The organism is Gordonia spumicola (assembly GCF_009932475.1).
Taxonomy (GTDB): domain Bacteria; phylum Actinomycetota; class Actinomycetes; order Mycobacteriales; family Mycobacteriaceae; genus Gordonia; species Gordonia spumicola.
The window spans coordinates 540,291-561,330 of the sequence record NZ_BJOV01000002.1 but is presented as its reverse complement, the minus strand read 5'-3'; the positions used below and the strand labels follow the sequence as shown (position 1 = coordinate 561,330).

At 68.5% G+C, this 21,040-nt stretch carries 24 protein-coding genes and 2 pseudogenes; 15 read left to right on the top strand and 11 right to left on the bottom strand.

All coding sequences use genetic code 11. From position 1 onward, the window contains the following. Window positions 1–3: 3 nt before the first annotated feature. The 3 genes from GYB83_RS04745 to GYB83_RS04735 are packed head-to-tail and all read right to left on the bottom strand — an operon-like array spanning window position 4 to window position 3,255. A complete protein-coding gene (locus GYB83_RS04745) occupies window positions 4–1,101 on the bottom strand; it encodes a DNA alkylation repair protein (protein WP_161894395.1) in 1,098 nt (365 codons plus the stop codon). Continuing rightward, complete coding sequence (locus GYB83_RS04740; RefSeq protein ID WP_161894394.1) at window positions 1,088–2,446, bottom strand: MFS transporter; 1,359 nt, start codon at window positions 2,444–2,446, stop codon at window positions 1,088–1,090. The genes GYB83_RS04745 and GYB83_RS04740 overlap by 14 nt, the downstream gene beginning before the upstream one ends. Beyond that, on the bottom strand, window positions 2,443–3,255 hold the full coding sequence (locus tag GYB83_RS04735) for an acyl-CoA thioesterase domain-containing protein (protein WP_161894393.1): 813 nt from the start codon (window positions 3,253–3,255) through the stop codon (window positions 2,443–2,445). The genes GYB83_RS04740 and GYB83_RS04735 overlap by 4 nt, the downstream gene beginning before the upstream one ends. A gap of 103 nt (window positions 3,256–3,358) precedes the next feature. On the opposite strand from GYB83_RS04735, the gene GYB83_RS04730 reads away from it, so the two are divergent. From GYB83_RS04730 to GYB83_RS04720, 3 genes are read left to right on the top strand one after another with little or no spacing between them, the layout of a single operon-like run. Next, the gene (locus GYB83_RS04730) at window positions 3,359–4,507 is read left to right on the top strand and encodes an acyl-CoA dehydrogenase family protein (RefSeq protein WP_161894392.1); all 1,149 of its coding nucleotides are present in this window, start codon (window positions 3,359–3,361) and stop codon (window positions 4,505–4,507) included. A gap of 10 nt (window positions 4,508–4,517) precedes the next feature. Further along, window positions 4,518–5,735, top strand: coding sequence for an acetyl-CoA C-acetyltransferase (locus GYB83_RS04725; protein WP_161894391.1), 1,218 nt, complete (start codon window positions 4,518–4,520; stop codon window positions 5,733–5,735). Window positions 5,736–5,782: 47 nt separating this feature from the next. Further along, complete coding sequence (locus GYB83_RS04720; protein WP_161894390.1) at window positions 5,783–6,469, top strand: GntR family transcriptional regulator; 687 nt, start codon at window positions 5,783–5,785, stop codon at window positions 6,467–6,469. A gap of 162 nt (window positions 6,470–6,631) precedes the next feature. Here GYB83_RS04720 and GYB83_RS04715 read toward each other — a convergent pair whose 3' ends face one another. The 6 genes from GYB83_RS04715 to GYB83_RS04690 all read right to left on the bottom strand — a co-directional run bounded on the left by GYB83_RS04715 (window position 6,632) and on the right by GYB83_RS04690 (window position 12,602). Beyond that, a complete protein-coding gene (locus GYB83_RS04715; protein WP_161894389.1) occupies window positions 6,632–7,942 on the bottom strand; it encodes an HNH endonuclease signature motif containing protein in 1,311 nt (436 codons plus the stop codon). Between the two features lie 578 nt (window positions 7,943–8,520). Beyond that, on the bottom strand, window positions 8,521–8,976 hold the full coding sequence (locus GYB83_RS04710; protein ID WP_161894388.1) for a MaoC family dehydratase: 456 nt from the start codon (window positions 8,974–8,976) through the stop codon (window positions 8,521–8,523). Beyond that, window positions 8,973–9,836, bottom strand: coding sequence for an HTD2 family dehydratase (locus GYB83_RS04705; RefSeq protein WP_161894387.1), 864 nt, complete (start codon window positions 9,834–9,836; stop codon window positions 8,973–8,975). The genes GYB83_RS04710 and GYB83_RS04705 overlap by 4 nt, the downstream gene beginning before the upstream one ends. Then, on the bottom strand, window positions 9,836–10,579 hold the full coding sequence (gene fabG / locus GYB83_RS04700) for a 3-oxoacyl-ACP reductase FabG (RefSeq protein WP_161894386.1): 744 nt from the start codon (window positions 10,577–10,579) through the stop codon (window positions 9,836–9,838). Before fabG ends, GYB83_RS04705 begins: the two co-directional genes overlap by 1 nt. An 89-nt stretch (window positions 10,580–10,668) precedes the next feature. Then, window positions 10,669–11,433, bottom strand: coding sequence for an HpcH/HpaI aldolase/citrate lyase family protein (locus GYB83_RS04695; protein ID WP_161894385.1), 765 nt, complete (start codon window positions 11,431–11,433; stop codon window positions 10,669–10,671). After that, window positions 11,430–12,602 carry an acyl-CoA dehydrogenase family protein gene (locus tag GYB83_RS04690; protein ID WP_161894384.1) on the bottom strand — a complete coding sequence of 391 codons (1,173 nt, stop codon included), beginning with the start codon at window positions 12,600–12,602 and terminating at the stop codon, window positions 11,430–11,432. Before GYB83_RS04690 ends, GYB83_RS04695 begins: the two co-directional genes overlap by 4 nt. Window positions 12,603–12,703: 101 nt before the next feature. Between GYB83_RS04690 and GYB83_RS04685 the strand changes: the two genes are divergently transcribed. The 10 genes and pseudogenes from GYB83_RS04685 to GYB83_RS04645 all read left to right on the top strand — a co-directional run bounded on the left by GYB83_RS04685 (window position 12,704) and on the right by GYB83_RS04645 (window position 18,338). Further along, window positions 12,704–13,921, top strand: a complete 1,218-nt coding sequence (locus GYB83_RS04685) for a CoA transferase (protein ID WP_161894383.1) — start codon at window positions 12,704–12,706, stop codon at window positions 13,919–13,921. 124 nt (window positions 13,922–14,045) lie between these two features. Next, window positions 14,046–14,213: pseudogene (locus GYB83_RS04680) on the top strand (helix-turn-helix domain-containing protein); the annotation flags it as partial. Then, window positions 14,210–14,533: pseudogene (locus GYB83_RS23535) on the top strand (HipA N-terminal domain-containing protein); the annotation flags it as partial. The pseudogenes GYB83_RS04680 and GYB83_RS23535, both read left to right, overlap by 4 nt. Window positions 14,534–14,708: 175 nt before the next feature. Then, window positions 14,709–15,119, top strand: a complete 411-nt coding sequence (locus GYB83_RS23530; RefSeq protein ID WP_228461222.1) for a hypothetical protein — start codon at window positions 14,709–14,711, stop codon at window positions 15,117–15,119. Window positions 15,120–15,577: 458 nt separating this feature from the next. Beyond that, window positions 15,578–16,090 carry a methylated-DNA--[protein]-cysteine S-methyltransferase gene (locus tag GYB83_RS04670; protein ID WP_161894380.1) on the top strand — a complete coding sequence of 171 codons (513 nt, stop codon included), beginning with the start codon at window positions 15,578–15,580 and terminating at the stop codon, window positions 16,088–16,090. Window positions 16,091–16,110: 20 nt separating this feature from the next. Continuing rightward, the gene (locus tag GYB83_RS04665; RefSeq protein WP_161894379.1) at window positions 16,111–16,602 is read left to right on the top strand and encodes an RNA polymerase sigma factor; all 492 of its coding nucleotides are present in this window, start codon (window positions 16,111–16,113) and stop codon (window positions 16,600–16,602) included. Beyond that, window positions 16,599–17,210 carry a methylated-DNA--[protein]-cysteine S-methyltransferase gene (locus GYB83_RS04660; RefSeq protein WP_161894378.1) on the top strand — a complete coding sequence of 204 codons (612 nt, stop codon included), beginning with the start codon at window positions 16,599–16,601 and terminating at the stop codon, window positions 17,208–17,210. Before GYB83_RS04665 ends, GYB83_RS04660 begins: the two co-directional genes overlap by 4 nt. Then, window positions 17,207–17,923 (top strand): 2OG-Fe(II) oxygenase, encoded by a 717-nt coding sequence (locus GYB83_RS04655; RefSeq protein ID WP_161894377.1) that lies wholly within the window; start codon window positions 17,207–17,209, stop codon window positions 17,921–17,923. The genes GYB83_RS04660 and GYB83_RS04655 overlap by 4 nt, the downstream gene beginning before the upstream one ends. Continuing rightward, on the top strand, window positions 17,920–18,207 hold the full coding sequence (locus GYB83_RS04650) for a metal-binding protein (RefSeq protein ID WP_161894376.1): 288 nt from the start codon (window positions 17,920–17,922) through the stop codon (window positions 18,205–18,207). The genes GYB83_RS04655 and GYB83_RS04650 overlap by 4 nt, the downstream gene beginning before the upstream one ends. Then, window positions 18,195–18,338 carry a hypothetical protein gene (locus GYB83_RS04645; RefSeq protein ID WP_161894375.1) on the top strand — a complete coding sequence of 48 codons (144 nt, stop codon included), beginning with the start codon at window positions 18,195–18,197 and terminating at the stop codon, window positions 18,336–18,338. Before GYB83_RS04650 ends, GYB83_RS04645 begins: the two co-directional genes overlap by 13 nt. A gap of 29 nt (window positions 18,339–18,367) precedes the next feature. On the opposite strand, the gene GYB83_RS04640 is transcribed toward GYB83_RS04645, so the two are convergent. Both GYB83_RS04640 and GYB83_RS04635 read right to left on the bottom strand, forming a co-directional pair. Beyond that, window positions 18,368–18,856, bottom strand: coding sequence for a glycoside hydrolase family 32 C-terminal domain-containing protein (locus tag GYB83_RS04640; RefSeq protein WP_161894374.1), 489 nt, complete (start codon window positions 18,854–18,856; stop codon window positions 18,368–18,370). 217 nt (window positions 18,857–19,073) lie between these two features. Next, window positions 19,074–19,976, bottom strand: coding sequence for a VOC family protein (locus GYB83_RS04635; RefSeq protein WP_161894373.1), 903 nt, complete (start codon window positions 19,974–19,976; stop codon window positions 19,074–19,076). A 66-nt stretch (window positions 19,977–20,042) separates the two neighbouring features. On the opposite strand from GYB83_RS04635, the gene GYB83_RS04630 reads away from it, so the two are divergent. Together GYB83_RS04630 and rraA are read left to right on the top strand one after the other, a co-directional pair. Beyond that, the gene (locus GYB83_RS04630) at window positions 20,043–20,495 is read left to right on the top strand and encodes a MarR family winged helix-turn-helix transcriptional regulator (protein ID WP_161894372.1); all 453 of its coding nucleotides are present in this window, start codon (window positions 20,043–20,045) and stop codon (window positions 20,493–20,495) included. A 31-nt stretch (window positions 20,496–20,526) separates the two neighbouring features. Next, window positions 20,527–21,015 (top strand): ribonuclease E activity regulator RraA, encoded by a 489-nt coding sequence (rraA, locus tag GYB83_RS04625; protein ID WP_161894371.1) that lies wholly within the window; start codon window positions 20,527–20,529, stop codon window positions 21,013–21,015. The last annotated feature ends 25 nt before the right edge of the window (window positions 21,016–21,040 follow it).

The following is a 21,040-nucleotide window of genomic DNA, read 5'->3' as shown; positions in this document are numbered from 1 at the left end:
GGCTCAACCACCATCGAGATCGAAGTCGGCGCGCCCGAAACGTCGCCCGTTGATCTGGAGTTCGATGGCGTGCGGTCCGGGGTGATAGCGGCGGGTGGTGATCACCTTGAACGAGTGGCGGCGGTCGACGGTCAGCGTCTCGCCCGCCGCGAGGGAGGCGGTGGCGAGCTTGAACACCTTCTCGGTCTGGGTGCCGTCGGCCTTGCGGTGGTGGACGACGTAGTCGATCGCGAGTCGGGCGGCGTCGCCGGTGTTGGTGACGGTGGCGGTGAAGCCGATGCTGTCGCCGATCGCGACCGTCTCCTGGGAGAGGTCGACGCCGTCGACGTGTATCGACGCGTCGCCGAAGCCGAGGAGCGCGAGGGCTGCGGGATCGCCGCGCTTGATCAGGGTTCGCAGGCCGTGGCGGACCGTGGACGCGGTGTTCTCGTCGGGATCGTCCAGCCAGCGTGACGCGGTCTCGACCACCACGTCGGGTGCGTGGCGGCTGATGTCGTTGAGGTGATTCGCCGCCGAGCGTCGGACGTACTCGCTCGGGTCGCGGTACAGCGCGTCGAGGATGCCGACGGTGATCGCGGGGTCGGCGATCACACCGGGTATGCGGGTGGCCCACGGGAGGTACGGCCGGGTGCCCTCGGAGGCGAGCCGTCGGACGTGCTCGTCCGGCGACGACGTCCACCCGTGCGCGATGTCGAGGCCGCGGCGAAGGTCGTGTCGCAGCAGCGCGCGGATGGCGAACTCCGACGTCAAACGGCTGGTCAACGCGGCGAGCAGGGACATGGCGTCGTCGAATGCGCCGGTGTCGCCGTCGGCGACGGCCCGGTTGGCGACGGCGGAGGTCACCGGCCACACCATCCAGCCGGTGAGTCTCGGGTCGGCCGCGGTCGCGCGGACCGCCGCCGCGAGTGTCGAGTAGTCGCCGGGGAGTGCGTCGAGGATCCCGTCGCGCAGCAGTGCCGATCGTGCGCCGAGGGCGAGTCCGTCGAACCGGTCCGCGGCCGTCGACAGGGCCGAGAAGTCGACGTCCGGGATCGCCGCTGCGAACACGTTCGCCATGTCTCGTGCGACGGATGGACCGAGCAGTTCGTCAGCTGTGGGCACGGCGGCGGCTCCGGAGTTGGTTGGCGAGCAGGGCGACGAACACGATTGTGCCTCCCGCTGCCGACACTCCGAGCGCCACATCGATGCCTTCCGGTCCGGGGTGGGCGACGAGGATCGCGCCCGCCACCGCACTGCCGACCGCGCCGCCGACCGTCCGGAGGACCTGGTTGAAGCTGACGGCGCTGCCGACCTGTGTGGTCGCGACGTTCCGCGCGACAAGGGTCGGCATGGCCGCGTAGGCCGACCCCATGCCGAGACCGAACAGCGCCATCCCGAGCAGCACCTGCCACAGGTGGTCGTTCGTCAGGAACAGCATCACCGCCGAGATCGCCATCAGCGACGATCCGGCAGGCAGCATCGCCGTCATCGACTCCGGGCCGAGGCGTCGGACCAGCCGGTTGCCGATGAGACTGCCCGCCGACAGTGGCAACATCACGAAGCCGGCCCAGAACAGGGGGAGCCCGATGCCGTACCCCGTGGCCTGTGGCGCCTGCGCGATGATGCTGGCGATCGACAGACTCATGTACAGGGTGGCGCCCAGCCCGATCGCCGTCGCGTTCGCGAGGAACACCTCGGGTGTGCGGATCACGCGCAGGTCGATGAGCGGGTCGGGGCTGCGGACCTCGACGGTGGCCCATCCCATCAGCGCGGCGGCCGACGCGATGAACATCCCGACCGTGCCGGACGCCGTCCATCCCCACGTGGAACCCTGGCTCACCCCGGTCAGCAGGGTCGCGAGGCCGACGCTGAGCAGGACCGCGCCGACCACGTCGAACGTCCGTGGCGGACCGCTCGGCTCGGTCGTCGGGACGGCGCGCCACACAATGACCAGGGCTGTCGCGACGAACACCGCGGCGAACCAGAAGGCGGCGCGGTAGTCGAACAGGCTCGCGAGCACACCGGTCAGCGGGTATCCGACGCCGAGACCGGTCGCGACGGTCACCGACAGCGTCGAGATCGACGCGTCGACCTGCTCGGGACGCAGATGGCGTCGCGCGAGGACGATGGTGATCGGGACCGTCGCGTACGACAGTCCCTGCAACGCACGTCCGATGAGGAACACCTCGAACGTGGGGGCCGCCGCGCAGACGATCGAGCCGGCGAGGATCACGGCGAGTGAGAACAGCAGGATCCGTCGGGTGTGGTGGCCGTCGCTGAGCCTGCCGATGACCGGCGTCGAGACCGCCCCTACCAGCAGGTTCACCGTCAGCATCCACTGGGCGGCTCCGACCGTCACGTGCATGTCGTCGGCGATCGACGGGACGAGCAGCATGCCGAGCGAACTGACGATCGACGTCGTCATCGCCGCGTAGACCAGGGCGGGGAGCAGTCGGACGGGCTTCATCGTCGTGCCTCCGGGAACGGGTGATGCAGGAGCGGGATCGGTGGATTGGCGAGGCCCGTCGCGCTGACGTGGCCGAATGCCCCCTGCCTGTCGAAGACGGCGGCCGCCGATGCGGACAGCCCGGCGTGTTCGGTCCGGGAGATCATCGCGAGGCCGATGGGGCCGGACGCCGGGGATCGCGACAGGTGCATCGTCGCGTCGGTGTTGATGAAGGCGAGACCGTCCGGTCCAACCGAGCAGATGGCGTTGACGACGTCGGCGACGGCCGCCGCGACCACGAATGGGGAAGGCTCTTCACCGTCGACGACGGGGATCGGGAAGTGCCACACGCCTTTTCGTTCCGACGTGTACGGCGACTCGCCCGGCGTGAGCCAGCCGCGGCCCGCGTCCCAGTAGAAGCGTTCCACCTCTTCGGGCTGGTCGTCGCCGTCGGAGGCCGGGGGTGTGAGCGCGTGGTCGGTGGCCCACACGGTCGACTCGGCGTCGCTCGCCGCGGCGAACGCGGCCGTGGCGCGGGCGGTCGGCGCGTCGTTCTGGGCGGCGACGACATCGATGAGGCAATACCGCCGACCCGCGCGGACGACGGTCGTGGTGACGTCGACGTCGCTCATGCGGGTGGGACGGAAGAGGTCGATGGACCAGCGGACGGGCACGAGCCCAGGGGTCGCCACCCGTTCGGCGGCACGGGCCAGCGCGCCGCTGACCGCCATGCCGCGCATGTGATCGGATCCCCACCCGCTGGCGGCGCGCGGACCGGGTGTCAAGCGGTCGTCGGTCGCGGACGTGAAGAACGCGGATCGGATCGTCATCGTGGCGCCTCCCGGAATTTGGGTCTGGTGTGCGTCGCAGCACCCGTGCAATAATTGTATATTATGCGTAACAATGACGCTCCCTGATGGAAGGACACGCGTGATGGCACTGACCGCAGACGAACAAGACATGGTGGACCTGGTCGCCGACTTCATCGACCAGCGCGTGCGCGGTCGGGTCCGCGAGTTCGACGAACCCGACGTGTACCCGGAAGAGTTCATCGAGGAGATGAAGAAGCTCGGCTTCTTCGGCCTCCTGGTCCCCGCCGAGTACGGGGGAGTGGACGTCAGCACCGCGTGCTTCGCCCGCGTCACCGAAGAGCTGGCCCGCGGCTGGATGAGCCTGGCGGGCGCTGTCGGCGGCCACTCGGTGATCACCTACCTGATCCGCACTTTCGGCACCGACGAGCAGAAGTCGAAGTACCTGCCGAAGATGGCCGACGGCACCATCCGTGCGACGATGGCCCTCACCGAGCCGAGCGGAGGCTCCGACCTGCAGGGCATGCGCACCCACGCGGCGCCCGGCGAGGACGGCTTCACGATCAACGGCTCGAAGACGTGGATCTCCAACGCGGCGCACTCGGGCCTGTTCGGCCTGCTGTGCATCACCGACCGCGACGCATCGCCCGCGCACAAGGGCATGAGCGTGATCCTCGTGGAGCCGGGCGACGGGTTCCTGGTCTCCAAGAAGCTCCCCAAGCTCGGCTACCGCGGCGTCGAAGCCTGTGAGCTCGTGTTCGACAACTTCACGGTCCCGGCCGACGCCGTCCTCGGCGGCGAGCCGAACAAGGGCTGGGGCCACATGATGCGCGGCCTCGAGGTCGGCCGCATCCAGGTGGCGTCGCGCGCGCTCGGCGTCGGCCAGGCCGCGCTCGACGCCGCCGTGAAGTACTCGCAGGAACGGGAGTCGTTCGGGAAGCCGATCTGGAAGCACCAGAGCGTCGGCAATCTGATCGCCGACATGGGGACCAAGCAGGCCGCGGCCCGGCTGCTGACCGTCGACGCCGCCGAGAAGCTCGACCGCGGTGAACGCGCCGACATGGAGGCGGGCATGGCGAAGCTGTTCGCGTCGGAGACGGCGATGCAGATCGCGCTCGACTCGATCCGCGTGCACGGCGGCTACGGGTACTCCAAGGAGTACGACGTGGAGCGCTACTTCCGCGACGCCCCGCTGATGATCGTCGGCGAAGGCACCAACGAGATCCAGCGCAACGTGATCGCCGCGCAGATGATCGCTCGGAACAAGATCTGAGGGCACGGACATGACTTCACTCAAACGTGCGGCCATCGTCGCGCCCCTGCGCACCCCCGTCGGAACGTTCGGCGGGTCCCTGCGCGACGTCGCCGTCGAAGACCTCGGTGCGGGCATCGTCAACGCCGTCGTCGACCGGTCGGGTGTCGACCCGGAGCGGATCGACGACGTCGTGTTCGCGCAGTCGTACGCGAGCTCGGAGGTCCCGTGTGTGGGACGGTGGCTGGCGCTGAACGCCGGACTGCCCGTCACAGTGCCGGGCATGCAGCTCGACCGTCGATGCGGCGGCGGTCTGCAGGCGCTGATCACCTCGGCGATGATGGTCCAGACCGGCGGAGCAGACGTCGTCCTCGCGGGCGGCATCGAGTCGATGAGCCGCATCGAGTACTACACGACCACCAACCGGTGGGGTAAGCGCGCGGGCAACAGCGTGCTGTACGACCGGCTCGACCGCGGTCGCGAGCGCTCGCAGCCGGAGGGGCGGTTCGGCAAGATCTCCGGGATGATCGAGACCGCCGAGAACCTGGCGTCCGACTTCGGCCTCACCCGCGAAGCCGCCGACGCCTACGCGGCGCGCAGTCACCACCGGGCGGCCGCCGCGTGGGACGCGGGCAAGTTCGACGACGAGGTGGTGCCGGTGTCGGTCCCGCAGCGCAAGGGCGACCCGATCGTCTTCGCGAAGGACGAGGGCATCCGTGCGTCATCGACCGTCGAATCGCTCGGCAAGCTGCGCACCGTGGTCCCCGGCGGCACCGTGACCGCGGGCAACGCCAGCCAGCAGAACGACGCCGCGGCGGCCTGCCTCATCGTCGCCGAGGACAAGCTCGACGAGCTCGGTCTGGAACCGATAGGTTTCATCACCGGCTGGGCGGCGGCCGGATGCGAACCCGACCGCATGGGATTCGGGCCCGTCCCCGCCGTGCAGAAGCTCGCCGCACGGACCGGGAAGACTCCTGTCGAACTCCTCGACTCCCTCGACCTGGTCGAGGTCAACGAGGCGTTCGCGGTGCAGGTCCTCGCAGTCCTCGAGGGCTGGGGCTGGCGCGATCACGACAAGCTCAACGTCAACGGCTCGGGAATCTCTCTCGGCCACCCGATCGGCGCCACCGGCGTACGGATGACGACGACGCTCCTGCACGAGTTGAAGCGCCGCGGTGGCGGCTCGGGCCTGGTGACGATGTGCATCGGCGGCGGGCAGGGACTGGCCGCGACAGTCGAATCCGCGTAGCCCGTGCATAGACTCTCGTATCAGACACGAGGAGAAGGGTGCGGGCGATGACGGCATCGGTGCGGGGAGCCGCGGGCGTCCGGAAGCAGCAGCTTTCGGAGGACGTCGCCGTTTACGTGCGCGAGCTGATCCTGTCGGGGCAGGTGAAGCCGGGGATGTTCCTGCGGACCGAACCGCTCGCCGAGGCGATCGGGGTGAGCAACACGCCCGTCCGCGAGGGTCTGCACATCGTCGCGGGTGAGGGCTTCGTGAAGCTCGTGCCGCGACGCGGGTTCGTCGTCGCCGAGGTGAGTCGGCGGGACGTGCGCGACATGTTCTGGATCCAGGCGTCGCTCGCGGGTGAGTTGGCTCGCCGCGCCGCGCAGGAGATCTCGGAGGAGAAGCTCGCCGAACTCGACGAGTTGCTCGACGAGTATCGCCGCGCCGCGGAGGGGGACGACAGCGACACCGTCGTCGAACTCGGGCGCCAGTTCCACCGCATGGTGAACCTGTCGGCCGACTCGCCCCGCATGACGTTGATGCTCGGCGGCCTGGTGAAACAGCTGCCGAACCGCTTCTACCACGACATCGAGGGCCACGACGAGGACTCGATGGAGGCGCACCCGAGGATCCTCGCCGCCCTCCACGCCCGCGACGGGGACACCGCTGCGGCCGTGATGGAGGCCCACATCATGTCGGGCGCCGACGAACTCGTCGCGTTCCTCGAAGCCCGCGGCATGTGGGACGACGCCTGAGGTCCGGTGTTTGACTCGACGCGACGCGCGCCCGCGTCAAGCCCCGGTGATTGAGCCGCCCACGAGGCGCCAGCCGAGTGGGCGAGTCGAAATCATGGCGAGTCGACCGCAGTCGCGACAACCGCCCGAGCGGCGGGGTGCGTCCGCGTGACGCGGACCGTTCTACGCCGCCGCTTGGGTGTGCACCGTCAACGTTCTGCGGGCGTGTGACCGGATCGGCTGCACGTTTCCGGGAGCGATGAACCACGGGTGTCCGTCGTCGCCGATCACCACTTGCCACTCACTGTTGTGAACGAGCGTGTGGTGCATCCGGCACAGCAACACCCCGTTTTCGACGGAGGTGTCCCCACCTTCGGACCAGGGCACGATGTGGTGTGCGTCGGTCCACGACACGGGCCGCCCGCACCCGGGGAAGGTGCACCCGCAGTCCCGCGCGGCCAACGCTTTCCGAATCCCGGGTGTCATCAGCCGGTGTTCCCGCCCGACGTCGAGCGGGACACCTTCCCCGTCGACAACAACCGCAGTGACCGCTGCCGAGCAGAGCGTGAGGCCGACGGTTGCCGTCCCGACCGGCCCGGTGAACCCGAGCCGTGCGACCCCATCCCCCGGGGTTCCGGCGGTGGGGACGATCAGCGACACGTGCGGCAGGACGCCGCCGCTGGCGGGGCGTTCGGATCCCGCGAGGTAGGTTCGGATGATCTGTCCGAGCGCGTCGGCCCGCCGTTGGGCGGTCGACCGTGGGTCGCGTGACCCGTCGGGTTGCGGCACCGGCCGCATCAGCGGGTCGAGCGCTGCGGAGAGTTCTTCCCCGGTCAGCGCATCGAGGCTGATCGAGGAGACTGTGTGGCCCTCGTCGTCCGAGGTCAGGGTCATCTCGTTGAGTTCCGAGTTCTCTGACGCGGGAGTAGCTTCCGGGTCGTCGGACTGGGCCGCGAGTCTGATCCCCTCGGCTTTGGCTGCCGCCTTGACTTCACCCGGTGTCGAGTGAAGCAACAGCTTGCGCGCAAGGATCTGTTTCTCGCTCTCGTCGAGCGGGACGCGCTTGTTGACGGCGGCGACACCCCGCCCGACCTCGTCGGCCATCTCCGGCGACAGGTAGCCGTCGCGCATCCCTCGGGCCACCGAGTCGAGCCTTTCTGCGTGGCGGCCGTTGCGTACCGTACGGTGCGCAACGGCTGGTGCGACGCCGATCTCCATCAACAACGACGGCATCGACAATCGTTTGCGGACCGGGATGCCGACCTGGTCGGCGACTCGAACAAGTAGAGCCTGAGCCCCCGCGAGGACGTTCTGGGCCCGGGCGACCTCGACTATCGCCGACAGGATGTCGGCGTCGTCGAACCCGACGCGCGAGGCCCGGTCGAGAAGGCACGCCAGGCGAGGTGAGTCTCCGGACTCGGCCTCGGCGGTGGTGGCTGGTGCGAGTTCGTCGATCACGTGGTCGGTGAAGTCGCGGATAGTGGTCGCGAACATGGTTTCCCCCTCCATGAGCTGCGGATAGAGCAGTAGAGCACGACCCATCGACCCGCGGCTCTGCGGTGTCGGTGGGCGACGGTACGGTCACAACAAGTGCCGGAACTACCTGGTTCCGGGTGCCAGTCGGCTGCGCCGCAGTCCACCGCCTGCCTGGTACCCCCCTGTGGGGTCCGGTGGTTCGGTTCGCCCGGACTGGGCGCTATCGAGTTGTCAAGTAACGTGCCGCTCCTCGCGCCACCGAAGAACTACGTTCATGATATGGATCACCTCTGACAAAAACGTATGTTCGAGTTTGTGGGCCTGAATTTGATGTATCAGGACATGGGTGACAGTTGATGTGTCAGGACTTCGGTGACAGTTACGTCGGCGTGGTCGCCCTCGGCCGACCTACGTAGGTCGTTCCGGGTGTGGCTTTGGCGGGTCCTTTACAGGCGCGCTGCGCGCGCCTGCCTCTCGACTGCGCTCGAGGAGCCGGGGGATTTGGCGTGCAATGTTCGGTTGAGCACGACTCCTACCGGTTCCTCGAGCGCAGTCGAGAGGGCGGTGCGGATGCGCTCGACCAGGTGGAGACGCGATCAGTCGACGATCGTCACCAGGGTCTCGGCGATGCACGACGGCTTCGCGGCACCGTCGACGGTGACCGTGTAGCGGGCCGTGACGGTGGCCGATCCCGGCTTCTCCGCGATGTCGACGAGCTCCACCGTCGCAGTCAGCGCCGAACCTGACGGAACCGGAGCCGGAAAGCGGACCTTGTTGGCGCCGTAGTTGATTCGCGCCGAACCGAAGTCGAACGCGATGAGGTCGGCCCCGAACAACGGCAGCAGCGAGAGCGTCAGGTAGCCGTGCGCGATCGTCGTCCCGTACGGGCCGTCTTTCGCTCGTTCGGGGTCGACGTGGATCCACTGGTGGTCGCCGGTGGCTTCGGCGAACAGGTCGATCCGCTTCTGGTCGACGACGATCGGGACGCTCGGCCCGATCTGCTCGCCGACCGCGGAACGGACCTCGTCGAGGCTTGAGAACGTGTGGGTCATGCGATCACCTCGAGATCGATGCTGGTGTGGGGGCCGCCGTCGAGGCCTCGGGGGCCGATGAGAGCGATGGAGCCCCCGTCGTCGGACGGACGCAACCAGGCCGACTGCCCGCAGAAGAGCGGGGCTGAGTTGCGGTGATCGATCGCGGCGACGCGTCGTCCGCCGGACAGGCGATGCGTCTCGGCGAGCGCGAGGGACATCAGCGGACCGTGGACGACGAGGCCGGGGTAGCCCTCGACGCCGGTCGCGTACGGCCAGTCGTAGTGGATGCGGTGCGCGTTCGCGGTGGTCGCGGAGAAACGCATGAGCAGCGTCGGGTCGGTCCGGAAGTCGAACCCGGCGTCGTCGCGGGCGACGAATGGAGCGCCCTGCGGGACCATCGAGGCGGCGGGCGCGGGCGACGGGACGTCACCCGACACGGCGGCGCCCTCGCGGTAGATGAGGTTCTGCGTCTCGATCACGGCGGGCTCGCCCGCCGGCGTGTACAGCGTCGTCACGACGGTGACGACGACGAGCTTGCCGCTGCGGCCGTTCTTCTCGACGACCGAGTCGACCCGCGACTCGCGGCGCGTCATATCGCCGACTCGAAGTGGTGCGAGGAATTCGACTCGGCCGCCCGCGAACATGCGTCGCGGCAGGTCGACGGGTGGGAGGAACGATCCACGGAACGGATGTCCGTCGATGCTGAGCTGCGACGACGCCGCCCACTGGGGGAGTGCGACCCAATGCCACAGCGGCGGGAGTTCGTCGCCGACCGCGGGCGCGGGGAGCCCGTCGTCGAACAGGGTCGCCAGTGCGGTGACCGGAGCCGGGTCGATGTACTCGTCGGTGACGACGGTGTGCGGGGCCCAGTCGGCCATCACATGAACCGTCCGCCGGTCACTTCCAGGACCGTGCCCGTCATGTACGACGAGAGATCCGATGCGAGGAAGGCCGCGACGCCCGCGATCTCGCTCGGCTCGCCCGCGCGGTCCATGGGGATCTCGGCCATCTTGGCGTCCCAGATCTTCTGCGGCATGGCTTCGGTCATGGCGGTGCGGATCAGACCCGGTTGGATGCAGTTCACGCGCACCCCGAGGTAGCCGACCTCCTTGGCCGCGGCCTTCGACAGCCCGACGATGCCGGCCTTCGCGGCCGAGTAGTTGGTCTGACCGGCCAGGCCGACCTTTCCGGAGATGGACGAGAGGTTGATGATCGACCCGGTCTTGCGTTCGCGCATGTGGGCGGCGGCGAGACGCGTGCCGTGCCAGACGCCCTTGAGGTGCACGTCGATGACCTGGTCGAACTGATCCTCGGTCATCTTCCGCATGGTCGCGTCGCGGGTGATGCCCGCATTGTTGATCATCACGTCGACGGCGCCGAACGCCTCGATCGCGGCATCGAGCAGTGCCTGGACGTCGTCGCCGGAGGTCACGTTGCAGGCGACGCCGCGGGCGACGGACTCGTCTCCGAGAGTGGCGGCAGCGGCGGCCACCTGCTCGCCGTTGAGGTCGCCGAGCACCACGCGGGCGCCCTCGGCGACGAACTTCTCGGCGATCGCGAGGCCGATGCCCTGTGCGGCGCCGGTGATGACGGCGGTCTTGCCTTCGAGGAGTGCAGACATTGTGGGTCCTTCGTGTCAGGTGTTGGTTTCGACACGACGCCTCGCCTAGCGGCTCGGGGTCGGCTCAACCATCGGAGGGGGAAAGGGGGTCAGATGCGGGCGAGGATGGCGTTGGCACGGTCGACGACGGGCTTGTCCACCATCTCACCGTCCACCTGGGCGACGGCGCCTTTCGCGGCGTCGACGATGCGGCGGGCCCACGCGATCTGAGCGTCGCTGGGGCGGAAGGCTGCGGATACCGGCGCGAGCTGGCGCGGGTGGATGCACAGCTTGCCCGCGAAGCCGAGGCGTCGAGCGTAGGCGGTGTCGGCGGTGAGACGCTCGGCGTCGTCGATGGCCGCCGTCACGCCGTCGATCGGTCCGGACAGCCCGGCCGCGGCCGAGGCGAGGACGAGAGCGCCGCGCGTGGGGAGCAGCGCTTGGGTGTCGGTCGGGTCGACGCCGAGTTCGGCGGCCAGGTCGAACGTGCCGACCGCGAGGCGGACGACATTCGGAACGTCGGCGATCGCGGGGGCCCGCAGCACGCCGCGGGCCGTCTCGATCAGGGCGATCACGTCGCCGCCGATGCCCGCGAGCACTGCGGGATCGTCGGCCTTCGGCACCATGATCGTGACGTTCTTGCCGGTCAGCGCGTCGAGGTCGGCCCGAAACCATGCGGTGTCGGCGGAGTTGATCCGCACCGCGCACGGATGGTCGGCCGCCCAGGCGGCGACGTTCGCACGCGCCGCGTCCTTCGCGTCGGCGGCGACGGCGTCCTCCAGGTCGAGGACGACGAGATCGGCACCCGCGGCGGCCGCCTTCGCGAACCGCTCCGGGCGGTCACCGGGGACGAACAGCAGGGTCGTCGCGTTCACTGGCGGGCCTGCTTCTTCGCCTCGCGGACGAGGCCGCCGCCGATGATGAGCCGCTGGATCTCGCTGGTGCCCTCGTACAGGCGCAGAAGACGGACGTCGCGGTAGATGCGCTCGACCGTCATCTCGCGCATGTAGCCGCTGCCGCCGTGGATCTGGACGGCCTTGTCGGCCACCTGCCCGACCATCTCGGTGCAGAACACCTTGGCGACCGACGGCGAGATGCGGCGGTCCTCGCCGGACACGTACTTGGCTGCGGCGTCACGCACGAGTGCGCGGCCCGCCATGATGCCGGTCTGCATGTCGGCGAGATGGGCCTGGACCAGCTGGAAGTCGCCGATCGGCGTCCCGCCCTGGGTGGTGACCGCGGCGTGCCGGAGCGACTCGTCGAGTGCCCGCTGCGCGGAGCCGACCGACAGCGCCGCGATGTGCACGCGACCCCGCGCCAGGGAGGTCATGGCGGCCTTGTAGCCGGAGTCGACGTCGCCGCCGACGAGCGCTGAGGCGGGGACGCGAACGGCGTCGTAGTGGACGTCTGACGTCCAGGCGCCCTGCTGACCCATCTTCTCGTCGTGCGCCGCGACGGTGACACCGGGGGTGTCGGTGGGGATCAGGAAGGCGCCGATGCCGGGGCCGTTCTCGTCCGCCGGGCGGACGCGCGCGAAGGTGACGAGCAGGTTCGAGAGGGCGGCGTTGGTGATGAAGCACTTCGCACCGTCGATCACCCAGTCGCCGTCGTCCTGCTGGACGGCCTTGGTCCGCAGGCCGGCCGGGTTGGAGCCCGCGCCCGGCTCGGTGAGCGCGAACGATGCGACGACGTCGCCCGACGCGATGCGTTCGAGCCACTGACCCTTCTGCTCGTCGGTGCCGAAGTTCACCAGCACCTGTCCCGCGATGCCGTTGTTCGTGCCGAACATGGACCGCAGGGCGAGCGCCGTGTAGCCGAACTCCATCGCGAGTTCGACGTCCTGCGTCAAGTCGAGGCCGAGGCCGCCGCACTCCTGCGGGATCGCGTAGCCGAAGAGACCGATGTCCTTGGCGGCCTGCCGGATGTCGTCGGGGATGGCGTCGGTGTCGGCGATCTCGCGCTCACGCGGCACCACGCGGGTACGAATGAACTCGTGGACGGCGTCCTTGATCTGCGCGAAGTCGTCCGGACTGACCTGTGACATGCGTGCCTCCCTTGGCATCCTCGTGATGTACAACGCGAGATGCTACGCATAATATACAATTCTAGGAACGAACGCTATAGCCCGACCGAGGAGACGTATCCATGCCCGCACCGACCACGCTCCCGCTCAGCGGCGTGCGCATCATCGAATTCGCGTCGTTCGTCGCAGGTCCGAGCGCCGGAAAGGCCCTCGCCCAGATGGGCGCGGAGGTGATCCGCGTCGATCCGATGGGCGGCAACGCCGACGTCAGACGCTGGCCGCTGTCCGAGCGCACCGGCGAGAGCCTGTACTGGAAGTCGCTCAACCGCGGCAAGCGGTCGGTGATGCTCGACGTCCGCAGCGACGAGGGACGTGACCTGCTGCTCGGGCTCGCGGCCGCTCCCGGCGCCGACGCGGGCATCGTCATCGACAACGCTGTCGGTCGTCCCTGGTTCTCCTATGAGGCTCTCGCCGCGCGTCGGGAGGACGTCATCGCCGTCCGCGTGCAGGGCAGGGCCGACGGCGGCCCCGCCGTCGACTACACGGTCAACGGAGCCGCCGGCGTCGCCGATATGACGGGTCCCGCCTACACGGACGCCCCGGTGAATCATGTGCTGCCCGGGTGGGACTTCCTGTGCGGCCAGCAGGTGGTGTCCGCGCTGCTCGCGGCGCTGCGTCGACGCGACCGGACGGGCGCGGGCGCCAACGTGGAGATCGCGCTGGCCGACGTCGCGACGGCGGCCGTCGCCGACCTCGGTTGGTTCAGCGAGGCCGCCGAACGCGGCGACCGCGCCCGGCACGGCAATCATCTCTACGGCAGTTTCGGCGTCGACTTCGCCACCGCGGACGGCGACCGAGTCATGATCGTCGCGCTCACGCCCCGTCAGTGGAGTGCGATCGGCACGGCCACCGGGACCACCGAGGTGTTCGCCGCGCTCGCGACGTCTCTCGGCGTCGACTTCTCGACGGACGAGGGTCGCTACGCCCATCGCGGCGTCATCGAAGCGGTCCTGACGCCGTGGTTCGCCGATCATTCGACGGCAGACGTGCACGCCGCACTGACCGCCGCGGGTGTGCTGTGGGGACCGTATCGGTCCGCGGCGACGGTCGCCGCCGACTTCGCCGCGGGCACGGGCGAGGATCCGGTGCTCGTGACCGTCGACCAGCCGGGTATCGGCGACGTCATCTCCTCGAGCTCGCCCATGCGGTTCGACGGCGAGTACTCCGGCAGCGTGCCCGCCGTCGCACTCGGCTCGGACACGGCGGCGGTGCTCGGTGACGTCCTGGGCCTCGACACCGCCGAACTCGACCGTCTCCGCGCCGCGGGTGTCATCGCCTGACCGCGGCTGAACGTTCACGCCCTGTGCGTCGACTCCCGCTCGCGAACAGTCCTCGAGCGGGAACTGACGCTCAGGGCGCGAGCGCTCGGCACCGCTATGCCTTGAATCGCATGAACGTCGACGGGCACTGGGATTGACTCAGCAGATGCTCGCCGACCTCGCCGATGTCTCACGCTCGACCGTCCAAGCCCTGGAGTACGGCAGTCCGTCGGTCCGCCTGGGTGCACTGACCGCGGTGGCAGACGTCCTGGGGCTCGCGGTCGATGTCAGGCCCAAAGGCGACGGTCGATGACCGCCGCAGCGGATCTTCGCACCGTCGACCGCGCCGATGTGTACGTGGGCGACCGCCTCGCCGCGACCCTGACTCGGGACGGAAAAGGGGTGACGACCCTCGACTATCGTGATCCGACCCCGACGGGTCGTACGGGAGGTATCGCATGGTCGCTCCCCGGTCCGGACTCGCCGTTCGAGGTCGGAGGAGACGCGCTGCCTGCCTTCTTCGCGGGTCTGCTCCCCGAGAGTGTCCGCCTGGGCGTCGCACTGACTGCGACGAAGACGTCGGCAGACGACCACTTCACGCTTCTGCTCTCCGTGGGGAGTGACACTGTCGGAGACATACGAGTGGTCCCCGAGGGGTCCGAGCCCCGTATTCGCCCACCGATGGTCACGGACACGGTGACGGACTTGCGCGAGGTGCGGGCAGAGTCTTTGACCGGTGAGAACGCCCGTCCCCGGAGTCGAGAGCCCGGCTATCCTCGTTATACGACACGAACGCGAGGGGCCACGGGTGGAGCATTCACGGAGAGCGATCGCGACGGCGGGACTGCTCCTCGCGCTCCCGTTGGCGGCCGCGTGCACGCAGGCCGGTTACCCGGTGCCCGGATCACCGACCGATCTGAACGAGCTGCTGCTGAGCACGCGGTGGCACAGTGCCGAGACGTACGGCGGGAACCTCGACATCACGTTCGTGGCGGGCGGCGACTTCCACTACGTCGATTCGTCGAGCGGGGCCAACCCCGACAGCACTCCGGGCAACGAGTCGTGGACGCTCTCGAACGGGCGCCTCACGATGTGCTTCAACGACTGCTACGCGAAGTTCGACGGCCAGTGGAACGGCGTCGCGTTCGTCGGACACAAGTCCAACCTCACTCGCCACACCTGGGACGTCACGCTGAGTCCGGTGGACGTGGCGAGTTGATCGGCGCGTCCGTCTGCGCCGCTGACGCGGACGAGAGCTGCTCCACGAATTCCATCGCCCGCAGGTAGCGGCCACGCAGGTCGTCGTCGGTCGACCTCGGCGGACTCGTCGGCGGAACCGGGGCCTTGTCAGGAGTGTCCCGCGGTGGTCATCCACGCTCTGCAACCGGTTGCGTGCTCTCTAGTGTCGCGTTCCGAAAATTCCTTATTGGTTGGCGGCACCCCGCTGCACGCCTGGCTGCGTTGTCGTCGGTCGTGATACCTGCCGGTATCCCTCCCTCCTCCGCCTTGCCAGCCGCACAGCGGAGCACCACCAACCGTCTAGGAATTCCCGAAACACGACACCAGATCGTCTGACGGCCGACGTCCAGGATTCGGAACAGTCGACGATCGCGGATCCGGTCTCACGTTCGGGCCGTGCGGAACGTCTACCCGACAGGAACGAAGAAAGGACCAGCGATGAGTATTCGACACATCGAGGCGAGCACGTCTCTCGGACAGGTCACGATCGTCGCCGACGGCGGCGCGGTCACCGGCCTGTACTTTCGGCATCACATCCGCAAGCCTGCGCAGGAGAGCTTCGGAGTCCGCGTCGACGTCCGCACCGACAGTCTCCTGTTCGAGGCGTACCGGCAGTTGACCGACTACTTGGCCGGTACGCGGTCGAGCTTCGACCTACCGCTGGTCGCGGCCGGGAACGACTTTCAGCGGTCGGTGTGGGCACTGGTCGCCGGCATTCCGCGGGGCTCGACGACCACGTACGGGCGGATCGCCGAACAACTCGGCGACCGAGCGCTGGCCTATCCGGTCGGGCAGGCCGTCGGGGCCAACCCGCTGTGCGTTTTCATCCCGTGTCATCGAGTGGTCGGCGCGAACGGGTCCCTGACCGGCTACGCGGGCGGCCTCAGGCGTAAGCAGGCGCTGTTGGAGTTGGAGGAGCCCGCGCCTGCCGTTGCCGGGCGTCTGTTCTGACGGCGAGAATGACGGTCACTATGAAGCAGCCGTTCGAGGCAGTGGTGGAACAGCACGGAGGGACCGTCCTGCGCGTGTGCAGGTCGATCCTCGGGCTCCACGATGCTGATGACGCGTGGTCGGAGACGTTCCTGTCCGCGATGCGCGCCTACCCCGACCTGCCCGACACCGCGAACGTCGAGGCGTGGCTGGTCACGATCGCCCGACGCAAGTCGATCGACGTCCGCCGCGCCGCCGCACGCAATCCGGTACCCGCCGACGAACTCCCCGAAGCACCGACCGCACTGGGCGTCCCCGGAACAGTCGACGGCGAGGTGTGGGAGCACGTCGGACGACTGCCGGACCGACAACGTCGAGCCGTCACCCTGCGGTATCTGGCGGGCATGTCGTACGCCGAGATCGCCGCTGTCATCGGCGGCACCGTCGACGCCGCCCGTCGGGCTTCGGCGGATGGCATGAAGAACCTACGAAAGACCTATCCGGGCGCGACCGTGAAAGGAGCACGATCATGAACAACACCGACCACGACGCCGTCGCCGCCGCAAGCGCGCCGATCACCGCGGAGCTACTGGCACGACTGCACTCCCGACTGGAGGCCGACGCGGCCGCGGAGGGATTGCTCGACGTCGCCTACACCGTCGTCGACTCCCCGGTGGGCGACCTGCTGCTGGCCGCGACACCGACCGGCCTGGTGCGGGTGGCGTTCGCCGTTGAGGATCACGACGCGGTGCTGACCGCGCTCGCGGAGAAGATCAGCCCGCGGATCCTGCGGGCCCCGGCCCGTCTTGACCCGGTCGCCCGCGAACTCGACGAGTACTTCGCAGGCCGCCGCCACCGGTTCGACCTGCCCCTGGACCTGTCGTTGTCGAGCGGATTCCGCAGACTCGTCCAGCAGCACCTTCCCGACATCGACTACGGCCAGACCCGCAGTTACAAGGAGATGGCGCTGATGGTCGGCAACCCGAACGCCGTCCGGGCCGTCGGCACAGCGTGCGCGACCAACCCCCTGCCGGTGATCGTCCCGTGCCACCGGGTGCTGCGCACCGACGGCTCGCTCGGCGGCTACATCGGCGGCCTGGAAGCGAAGACGACCCTTCTGGACATGGAGGCCGCCGCATGAGCACCCAGCACTGGGGCGAGCGGGTCGACTCGGCGGACTGGGATGCCGTCGCCGCCGAACTCGACGAGTTCGGCGGCGCGCTCCTTCCCCAACTGCTGACCGTCGACGAAGCGGCTGAGATCCGCGAGTTGTACGTCGAGGACGGTCTCTTTCGCAGCACCGTCGACATGGCCCGGCACCGATTCGGCGACGGCCAGTACCGGTACCTGAAGTCCCCCTATCCGGAGCCCGTCGAGCAGCTCAAGCAGGCGCTGTACCCGCGGCTGTTGCCGATCGCCCGCGATTGGTGGGCCCGGCTCGGTCGGCCCGCACCGTGGCCGGACACCCTCGACGAATGGCTCGCGCAGTGCCACGACGCCGGTCAGACGAAGTCGACGGCCATCGTCCTGCGGTACGGGCGCGGTGACTGGAACGCACTGCACCGCGACCTCTACGGCGATCTCGTGTTCCCGCTGCAAGTGGTGATCAATCTCAACGACCCGGGCGTGGATCACACCGGCGGTGAGTTCCTGCTGGTCGAGCAGCGACCCCGCGCGCAGTCGCGGGGCACCAGCACGCAGATTCCGTTGGGTCACGGATACGTGTTCACCACGCGCGACCGGCCGGTGAAGTCGGCTCGCGGATGGTCGGCGGCACCGGTCCGTCACGGTGTGTCGGCGATCCGGTCGGGGGAGCGTCACACTCTCGCCCTCGTCTTCCACGACGCCGCATGAGCGCAGACAAGTTCTACATCCTGACCGCTGCCGACGGCTCCACCTATCAGTCGGCGACGAAAGGCACCTGGGGTGGGCATCGTCGCGGAAAGATCTATGGGCGCATGGACTGCCCGACCGCACTCCGTGCCATCGCACGCGGTGGATATGTGACCCACCGGGTCTTCTTCATCGACGAACAGACGGCTGTCGATGCGGGCTACCGGCCGTGCGGTGCGTGCTGCGTCGTCAAATACCGACGTTGGAAAGCTGCTGACGAAAGAGGCGAACCATGGCGACCCTGACCACCCCACTCCTGCCGCTGTATCGCCACAACACCGTGCCGAACACCCCGAGCACCACCGTCGAGGTCAGCGCTTTGGTCGACCTCGCGATCGCCCGTGGAGCGAGGATCGTCGACCGCGCGCCCTGGTGATGAGGCTTCCCAAAGCGGCTGACTGAGGCCTATCGTGTCGCCGGGTAGGCGGTCACCGTCAGTTCGCGCAGCATCGCACGACCGCCGCGCGACACCACGGTCATCCCGGTGCTTGACGGTTTGGGGTAGACGAGGTTGGTTACGCAGTACTGGCCGTCCTGTGCGAACACCTCCACCGAAGACGAGTCGACGTACACGTCCAGGGTGAGCCGCCCGTTCTGGAGCGGCACCGTGGCGCTGGACACGGACGGGAACAAGGGACCGAACAGCACATCGCCGGACCGGGTGCGATCTACGGACAGCCGATGTGCGGCGGTGTCGTATCGGATCTCGGTGTGTTCAGACTGATCGTTCGAAGCCCGAAGCACCAGGCTGACGCTGTCGGCACCGTCAGGCTCCACCACCACAGAGGCACGGTAGGCCCGGCGTTGGGGCGGTAGCGTCGTGGAACCGACGCGGAGGCGGACGTCGTTCTTGCGATACACGATCGAACCGCCGGTGCTGATCGGATCGACCACGTGGGACGTCAGCGTTGGCCGTCCACCTGTCATGCGAAGGCGAAGCTCGCGCGGGAGTGCTTGGGCACCACGCCACGGAGTGGTCGGGGTCTGCTGCGCATAGAGCCAGTTGACTAGGGAATACGGTTCCCGGGGTCTCGTGCCAACCGTCGATCCCGTCGATCAGATTGGCATGGATGCGCGACCCGTCGAGACGCTGGACGCGGAGCGTTCTGATTCAGCCGACGGGACGCAGGATCCCGGGGCGTGTCGTCATCGCGGTCCTGGTGAACCGGTGGCCCCAGAAGCTGGGCTCGGCGTAGGTCCGCGCCGTCCAGCTGAGGTCGTCGACGACGAGGCCGCCGTACCCGAGTTCGATCTGGAACCCGGACGGCGTGCCGATGTACGTCGACGTCATGAGGTCGTTGCTGTGGCGGCCGAGGGTCTGCATGGTCGGGACGTCGAAGGCGCGCAGGAGGTCGATGGCCTTGCCGAGGTCGTCCATCGACTGATACTCGAGCATGAGGTGATTGAAGCCGACGTGTCCCGGGGCCTCGGCGAGCGCGAGGGAGTGGTGGCGTCCGTTGACGTGGTAGAACCGCACGTCGAAGTGGTCCGAGACGATCCGGTCCGACAGTCGGAAGCCGAGAGCGTCCGCGTAGAACCGGTTCGCCGCGACGAGGTCGGGGACCTGGAACACGACGTGCCCGAGTCCTTGGTCGCCGGTCACGAACCCACCGCGCATGGCGCGTCCGGCGCGGAAGGAGTACGGCGTCGCCGCCTTCCCCCAGGTCAGCTCGTGTCGAAGGCCCCACGGGTCGGTGAACCAGGCCAACTCGGCGACACCGCGTTCGCGGCAGAGGTCGAGGTCGGCCCAGGTCGGTGCGATGCCGCGGTCGACGAGGGCGTCGACGAACTCGTGCAAGTCGGTTTCGTTGGCGAGTCCCCATCCCGCGTAACGGAATTCGTCCTCGGGGCCGGGGTGGATGGAGATCCGGTGGTCGATGTCGTCGACGGCGAGTCGCACGGATCCGTCGGGGCCGTCCGGTGCGAGCATGGCGCCGAGGAGACCCGGTCCATAGGTGCGCCATTCGTCGACGGCGGGCGATGCGAATCCCACATAGCTGAGTTCCTGAATCATGCCGATATCGTAGGTTCTACCAATGATTGGTGCAACCACTTAATTGTCCGGCGATACCCTGGGCCGATGAAGCCGACCCGCATCGACGGCCGCATCGGGTATCGCATGGTGCGGACGGCCATGCGCGTACGGAAGGCGCACGCCGACGCGCTCGCCGAGTGCGGACTGCTCCCAAGCCAGCACGCGGTGCTCGCAGTCCTCGCCGCGGACGGCCCGGAGTACCAGAAGCGGCTGGCGGCGAAGACCACCGTCGACGCGGGGGATCTCGTCGGGCACCTCGACGACCTGCAAGAACGCGGCTACGTCGTGCGTGAGCGAGATCCGGGGGACAGGCGGCGCCACATCGTCCGGCTCTCCGACGACGGCCGGGTGAAACTCGCCGAAGCCGACCGGCTCCTCGACGGCGTGGAGGCGACGTTGTTCGGGGCGTTGGACGCCGACCAGCGGGTACGACTGCTGGATGCGATCGACGAGGTGTACTCGGCGGCGGAGGCGCAGGCCCGAGCACGTCACATATGACTGCTCGGTAACAACGCCTAGAATCGAGCGCATGACCTCGCTCACCTTCACCCCGACCGCAGACCTCGTCGACGAGATCGGAGCCGACGTCCGGAGTTGCGACACGCAGTTCACGCAGTACGGCGGCAACCGCGAGTTCGTCGGCCGGGTCACCACCGTCCGCTGCTTCCAGGACAACGCGCTGCTCAAGTCGATCCTGTCGGAGCCGAACGAGGGCGGCGTACTCGTCATCGACGGCGACGCGTCGGTGCACACCGCGCTCGTCGGCGACATCATCGCCGAGCTCGGACGCTCGAACGGCTGGGTCGGGATCATCGCGAACGGAGCGATCCGCGACGCGAAGACGATCGGCGGCATGGCGATCGGCGTGAAGGCGCTCGGCACCAACCCGCGCAAGTCCACGAAGACCGGCGCGGGGGAGCGCGACGTCCCGATCGAGCTCGGCGGCGTCACCTTCACGCCCGGCGACCTCGCCTACTCCGACGACGACGGCATCGTCCTCGTCGCCCAGCACGCTTGATCCCCGACCAGACCTAGGAGCAGAC